Source organism: Frankia sp. CcWB2 (assembly GCF_977927585.1).
Genome location: NZ_CDWRCM010000023.1, coordinates 21,600 through 27,819 on the forward strand (window position 1 = coordinate 21,600; position 6,220 = coordinate 27,819).

General features: G+C 69.7%; 6 protein-coding genes. 4 read left to right on the forward strand and 2 right to left on the reverse strand.

Going from position 1 to position 6,220, the window contains the following annotated elements; translation table 11 throughout:
• Window positions 1–249 (forward strand): aminoacyl-tRNA hydrolase (locus ACY45C_RS04500; protein ID WP_462186377.1); only part of this gene is annotated, 249 nt, incomplete at its 5' end.
• Between the two features lie 186 nt (window positions 250–435).
• The gene (locus ACY45C_RS04505; protein ID WP_462186378.1) at window positions 436–1,089 is read left to right on the forward strand and encodes a PIG-L deacetylase family protein; all 654 of its coding nucleotides are present in this window, start codon (window positions 436–438) and stop codon (window positions 1,087–1,089) included.
• Window positions 1,090–1,175: 86 nt separating this feature from the next.
• On the opposite strand, the gene ACY45C_RS04510 is transcribed toward ACY45C_RS04505, so the two are convergent.
• Window positions 1,176–2,417 carry a glycosyltransferase gene (locus ACY45C_RS04510; RefSeq protein WP_462186379.1) on the reverse strand — a complete coding sequence of 414 codons (1,242 nt, stop codon included), beginning with the start codon at window positions 2,415–2,417 and terminating at the stop codon, window positions 1,176–1,178.
• Window positions 2,418–2,712: 295 nt separating this feature from the next.
• Between ACY45C_RS04510 and ACY45C_RS04515 the strand changes: the two genes are divergently transcribed.
• Both ACY45C_RS04515 and ACY45C_RS04520 read left to right on the forward strand, forming a co-directional pair.
• Entirely contained in the window at window positions 2,713–3,945 is a 1,233-nt protein-coding gene (locus ACY45C_RS04515) for a glycosyltransferase family 2 protein (protein WP_462186380.1), read from the forward strand.
• A 195-nt stretch (window positions 3,946–4,140) separates the two neighbouring features.
• Window positions 4,141–5,052 (forward strand): glycosyltransferase family 2 protein, encoded by a 912-nt coding sequence (locus ACY45C_RS04520; protein WP_462186381.1) that lies wholly within the window; start codon window positions 4,141–4,143, stop codon window positions 5,050–5,052.
• Between the two features lie 114 nt (window positions 5,053–5,166).
• Here the strand turns inward: ACY45C_RS04520 and tyrS are convergent.
• On the reverse strand, window positions 5,167–6,220 hold a 1,054-nt coding region (tyrS, locus tag ACY45C_RS04525; RefSeq protein ID WP_462186382.1), incomplete at its 5' end, for a tyrosine--tRNA ligase.

A 6,220-nucleotide genomic window follows, 5' to 3' on the forward strand; every position in this document is an offset into this window, starting at 1 on the left:
GGGGACAACGGCCACAACGGTCTGCGGTCCATCTCCTCGGCGCTCGGGACACGGGACTACCTGCGGGTCCGGGTCGGCATCGGCCGTCCGCCCGGCCGGATGGATCCGGCCGACTTCGTGCTGCGGGACTTCACCCCGACCGAACGCCGTGAGCTGCCCCTCCTGCTCGAACACGCGGCCGACTCGGTCGAGATGCTCATCGCCGACGGTCTGGAGCCCGCGCAGAACCGCTATCACGCGTTGCTCTGAACCGCTCGACGGACACCGCGTGTTTCTGCCGGTCCGGTGGGCACTCCGGGTGCTTGGGTACTTCAAGTGTTGGTGTGGATGCGAAAGGTCAACGGCATGGCCGGTTGCCGGGAAACCGGGGGGCGGAGGCTTCGTGCACTGGCATGAGGGGGAGAGAAAGGGCGGGCGAGCGCGGAGGAGTGCCGGATGCTGGCGTTGACGGCGGGCCCGCCGGCCGATGGTCGGGCGTACAGCGTCGTGGCCCTCGGGGCACACGCGGACGACGTGGAGATCGGCGCCGCTGCCACGATCATGCAGTTGCTGGCCGCCCATCCGGAGGCCGCCGTGCACTGGGTGGTCTTCTCGAGCGAGGGCGAGCGCGGCTCGGAGGCGGAGGAGAGCGCGCGTGAACTGCTCGGCTCCTCGCTCGGTTCGCTGCACCTGCACGAGGTCCGGGACGGTTTCCTCCCTCGGGAGTGGAGCGGGGTCAAGGAGGTCCTGCTGCAGATCGCCCGCCAGGTCACCCCGGACATCGTGTTCGCCCCGGCGCTCGCGGATGCCCACCAGGATCACCGGGTGCTCGGCGAGCTGGCGTGGCAGGCCTTTCGCGGGGCGCTCATCCTCGGCTACGAGATCCCGAAATGGGAGGCCGACCGGCTGTCCCCCAGCCTGTACGTCCCGATCCCCGAGGAGAGGGTCGGGGCAAAACTCGACCATCTCAAACGTCATTTCCGCAGCCAGCAGGACCGTGCCTGGTTCGACGACGAGACCTTCCGCGCAACCCTGCGGCTGCGCGGCGTCGAGTGCGGGACGCGCTACGCGGAGGCGTTCGACGCCCGCAAGGTGATGCTCACCTTCTGATATGTCTCCCGCCCACCGGTCTCCCGCCTACCACCCTCCTCCGTCGGCCCGGTGAGGCCCGGCGGGAGTGGCCCGGCGGGAAGGACTCAGGCTGGCGTCAGATGTTCCTGGATGCGACCGATGAGTGCCGCGTGGTCGAGTTCCTGTAGCACGTAGGCCCGGCCGGCTGTTCCGATCTCGGCCGCCTTCCAGGGCTGTTCCAGCAGGCCGCAGGCGGCGTCGGCGAAGGCCCCCGCGTCCTCGGCGACGAGGAGGTGGGTACCGGGCGTCCAGCCGAGGCCGCGGCTGCCGGTGGGTGTACTCACGACTGGCGTTCCCGTCGCCATTGCCTCGATCGCCTTGATGTTCACGCCGGATCCCGAACGCATCGGGTTCACCGACAGGGTGGCCGTGGCGAGGTAACCGGCAACGCTCGGCACGTCAGTGTGCAGCTCCACGCCCTCGAAGCCACCGAGCCATGCCGCCAGGCCCTCCTCCGGACGCCGCCCCACCACCTGGAAGGTCGCGTCGGGATGGCGGACCCGGATCGTCGGCCAGCAGCCGCCGAGGAACCAGCGCAGGGCTTCGATGTTGGTCGGGGTGTCCAGCGAGCCAACAAAGATCAGCTTCTTGCCGGCGCCGTCCCGAGGTGCCGGCTTCCGGCCCGGCGGGGCCGACCCGGTCGGCTCGGTGCCGGTCGGCTCGGTGCCCGTCGATGCGGTGAGGGCACCGACAGGCAGGAACGGCGGCAGGTGGAACGTCGGGATGCGCGCCCGCGTACGCCGCCAGTTGTGGTCTTCCAGCGAGATGTCCGCGATGCAGGTGATGAGCGGAGAGTGGTGCATCGAAAGCTCCGCCAGTCGCAGTTTGTGATACTCCAGCTCGTAGGCGACGGTGCGCGGCCCCGAGCTGTTGCGGGCCAGCACCCGGAAGAACTCCGAGTCGACGTTGTGCGCGCGCACCAGATGTGGCAGCTTCCAGATCCGGGCGACCTCCTCGCCGAGATGCGACGTCCGGCAGCTGTAACTGATCACGGCGTCGGCTCGTGGCGGCGTCGACTCCAGCGCGCGGCGCAACGGGCCGACCGGCCGGGAGGCGTGCATGAATGGCCGGGCCGTCAGGTGTGCCCGTGGGCTGTCGTCACGAGGCAGCCGGATGACGGCCGAACCCGGCACGGCCTCCTCATACGCGGCGATATCCAGGTTCTCCCGGGAAGGCACCAGGACCTGCATCCGAACGCCGGCCGCGGAGGCCGCGGTGAGGAAGCTGAAGGTCTCCACCCGCCCGCCCGCGTCCGCTGGGAGAAACGGTTCCTCGACAACGACGATCCAGCGCGTGGAGTCGCTCACCGGACAACTGTAACGACCGTGGGGTTGGGTAACGACTGCGGGCTCGGTACTCGTGCGGGGTGTCGCGGACAGTTGCAGGTAGATGACAAGAGTGTCGTGAGGTGAAGGTGGGGTCGAGGTGCGCGCATGTCCGCCGGGGGGTCCATCCGATTCCGCGGGACGACTTTGGCGCGGTGCGGGTGCCACGGCTGCGCGGCGTCATGGCGTCATGGCGTGTCATGGAGTCAATGGCGCCGTACCGCAAAGGACGGAGCCGTTGGTTGTGGCTGACCGGCGGAACGCTACGGTAACCGCTATGACAGGTGTCCGGACCATCGGTCGAGGTGCCGCCGTCGCGGCGCTGGGAGCCACAGCCGTTTACGGTCACGTTTTGTATCCGATCTATATCGGATTGCGCAGCCGTGGCCTGGAGTCGACGGCACCGCCGGACCCTGAGATCTGGCCGGGATTGAGCGTGGTCGTCTCCGCCTATCGCGAGTCGGCGGTGATCGGGGCGAAACTGGATGAACTCACCGGCACGGACTATCCCGGGCCGATGGAGATCATCGTCGTGGCCGACGATCCGGAGACGGCCGAGGCCTCGCGCCGGCCCGGCGTGCGGGTGCTGTCGTCCGGGGAACGCCTCGGCAAGGCGCGGGCGGTCAACCGGGGAGTCGCCGCCGCCACCCACGAGCTCGTGGTGCTCACCGATGCGAACGCCGTGCTCGCGCCCGGTGCCCTGCGGGCAGCCGCCCGCCATTTCACCGACGAGACGGTCGGCGCGGTGGCAGGGGAGAAGCAGGTCGACGATCCCGACGGCGCCCAGGGCTTCTACTGGAAGTTCGAGTCCTGGCTGAAGCGCCGCGAGTCGGCGACCGGCGCGACCATCGGCGTGGTCGGCGAGATGCTGGCCTTCCGCCGCCAGGCGTTTCGGCCCCTGCCCGCGGACGTGGCCGTCGACGATGCCTGGCTGGCTCTCGACATCCTCGAAGGGGGGCTGCGGGTCGTCTACGAACCCGAGGCGTACTCGATCGAGTCGTCGAGCCCGGACTACTCGGCGGAGTGGGAGCGGCGGACCCGCATCGTTGCTGGCAACCTCGACATGCTCTGGCGGCGCCGGGCGGCGCTGGTGCCCGGCGCGCTGCCGGTCACCCCGCAACTGTGGGGCCACCGGCTGGTCCGCTCGTCGTTCGGCCCGTTGGCGCAGGTCGTCCTGGTGGGGCTCGCCCTCCCGGCCGCCCGCCGGAGCTGGATCGCCCGGCTGTTCCTGGCGGGCAACGCCGTCGGCGCTGTGAGCACCGCGGCGCTGCTGACCGGGCGCACGCCGCCCGGTCCGACCCGCCTGGTCGCGCAGGTCTTCTTCCTCCAGGCCGTCGCGCTCGGCGGGGTGCGGCGCTTCGTGGCCCGGGACCGGCCCGCCGTCTGGCCCAAGCCGGAGCGGCCGGCCGTGGCCTCCGCGACGTCACCGGCGCCCACGGGGCCGGTCCCGCCACCGGGGCAGACGACGCCGCCCGGCCCGCCGACCGAGCTGGCCCCGGCCGGCAACTGACGCCGCTGACGCCGGCCGGAACCGGCTTTGGCTGGAGAACCCACCTCGGCCCGTCACCGGCTACGCCTATCGAAATACCATCCCGCCCTGGGGCGGGAATACCGTGTGGTACAGGACCGCAGGACCGCAACACCGCACGAGGCGTGGACATCCACCTGAGTGCGCGTCAGCACACGCAGTGAGGAGCGTGCCGCCATGTCCGTCGAGAAGCCCAACTGGTCCAGGTGGCAGTACGAGCTGGTACTGGTCAGTTTTCACAGCCGTGGCCAGCTCGAGCAGCTCTTCGCGACCCTTCCGTTGGACATGCCGGTTGTGATCATCGATAACGCCGAGGGCGTCGACCGCGTTGACGAGCTGATCGCGGGCCGGCCCAACAGCCGTTACCTTGACTCCGGCGGCGGCAAGGGATTCGCGAAGGCCGCCAACATGGGCATCCGTTCGTCGCGCTACGAGTACGTGGTGCTCGGCAACCCGGACAGCCGGCCCACCGTGGAGGTCATCGACACGCTGGTCGACGACCTCATCGCCGATCCCGAACTGGTGACCAGCGCGGCCACCATGAAGGGGCACGACGACAAGCCCGAGCTCGGTAACGGCGGCTGGGAGCCGACGCCCCGCCGGGTGCTGCTGCACGTGCTGGGAGCGCACAAGGTGGCGCCGAGCTCGGCGCTGTTCGCCCGGCCGACACCGGGCCGCCCGATGAACCCCGAGTGGCTGACCGGCGCCTGCATGGCGGTCCGCCGGTCCACCTTCCTCGAACTAGGTGCCTTCGATGAGACGTTCTACGTCTACAACGAGGACATGGCGCTCGGCCGGGCGATCCGTGAGGCGGGGCTGCGGCAGAAGCTGCGCACCGATCTGCTGGTACCCCACGGGGCGGGAGGTTCCGGGGCCGGTAAGACGTGGATGCTGCAGATGCGCGGTGCGTCCATGGTGCGTTATCTACGTAAGCACAATGCGCCGGCCCGGGTGAACGTGATGCGCTCGATGCTCGTCGCCGGCTACGCCGGGCGTACGGTGCTCTCTCGAGCCCGGGGCAGGAAGGCAGTGGCTGACGAGCACGCCGCATATATCAAGGGCCTGCTGGTCGGGCCGCCGGCCAAGTAGCCGCGCCCGTTCCCTCGTTCGTTCCCTGCCTGTTCAGCGGGCTGGCTGTCCGATTCGTCCCTCTGGACAGGCAGGGAAGTGAACTCGGTGGTCCCGGGCTCGGTGGTCCCGGGCTCAGGTGAAGCGGGCTACCCGCCATTCCCGGCGACCGCGGCGGACCAGGATGACCGAGCCGTGCAGCAGATCCTTGGTCCCGACGGTGGCTTCCACGCCGACCCGTTCCCCGTTCACCAGGACCGCACGGTTGCCCAGGTGCTCGCGCGCATCCCGCTTGCTGTTGGCGAGGCCGGTGGCGATCAGCAGATCGACGACCGGCCAGCCGTCCTCCTCGAGCCGGGCGGCCGGCTCCTCGACCGTGGGCACGTCGGCGAAGACGTCGGAGAGCAGATCCGCGCCGATCGCCTTCACGTCCCCGCTGAACAACGCGGTCGACGCCGCCTCGGCCGCGTCGACCGCGGCTTGGCCGTGCACCAGTGCGGTGATCTCCCGCGCCAGGTGACGCTGCAACGCTCGCCTGCCCGGAGCCTCGGCGTGCTCGGCGAACAGCCGCTCCAGCGGCTCACGGTCGATGAGCGAGAAGAACAGGGCGAACCGGCGTGCCTCGTCGTCAGACAGATTGATCACGAACTGGTACAGGGTGTAGGGCGAGGTGCGGTCGGCCGAGAGCCAGACCGCTCCCTTCTCCGACTTGCCGAACTTCGTGCCGTCCGAACGCAGCAGCAGCGGGCAGGTCAGCCCGTGTACCTGGGTGCGCAGCACCCGTCGCACGTAGTCGATCCCGGCGACGATGTTGCCCCACTGGTCGGAGGCGCCCATCTGGAGGGTGACCCCGTGGCCCTCGCACAGGCGGCGGAAGTCGTACGCCTGGAGCAGGGAGTAGCTGAACTCGGTGTAGGTCAGGCCGACATCGGGATCGTCCAGCCGCCGGCGCACCGAGTCACGGCGGACCATCTCGGTGACGGGGAAGTGCTTGCCGACGTCCCGCAAAAATTCGATCATCCCGAGTCCGCCGAGCCAGTCGGCGTTGTCGACGAACTGCGGGAGCTGGCCGGAGTCCAAGGCCCGGGCGAAGACGGATTCCATGATCTCCTGTTGTCCGAGCATGTTTGTCCGTACCTCCTGGGCGGTGAGCAGGCTGCGTTCCACCGACTTGCCCGACGGGTCGCCG

Excerpts from the sequence above, each read along its gene's own strand:
- ACY45C_RS04505 (WP_462186378.1), top strand. The coding sequence starts at position 436 with ATGCTGGCGTTGACGGCGGGCCCGCCGGCCGATGGTCGGGCGTACAGC.
- ACY45C_RS04520 (WP_462186381.1), top strand. The coding sequence starts at position 4,141 with ATGTCCGTCGAGAAGCCCAACTGGTCCAGGTGGCAGTACGAGCTGGTA.
- ACY45C_RS04515 (WP_462186380.1), top strand. The coding sequence starts at position 2,713 with ATGACAGGTGTCCGGACCATCGGTCGAGGTGCCGCCGTCGCGGCGCTG.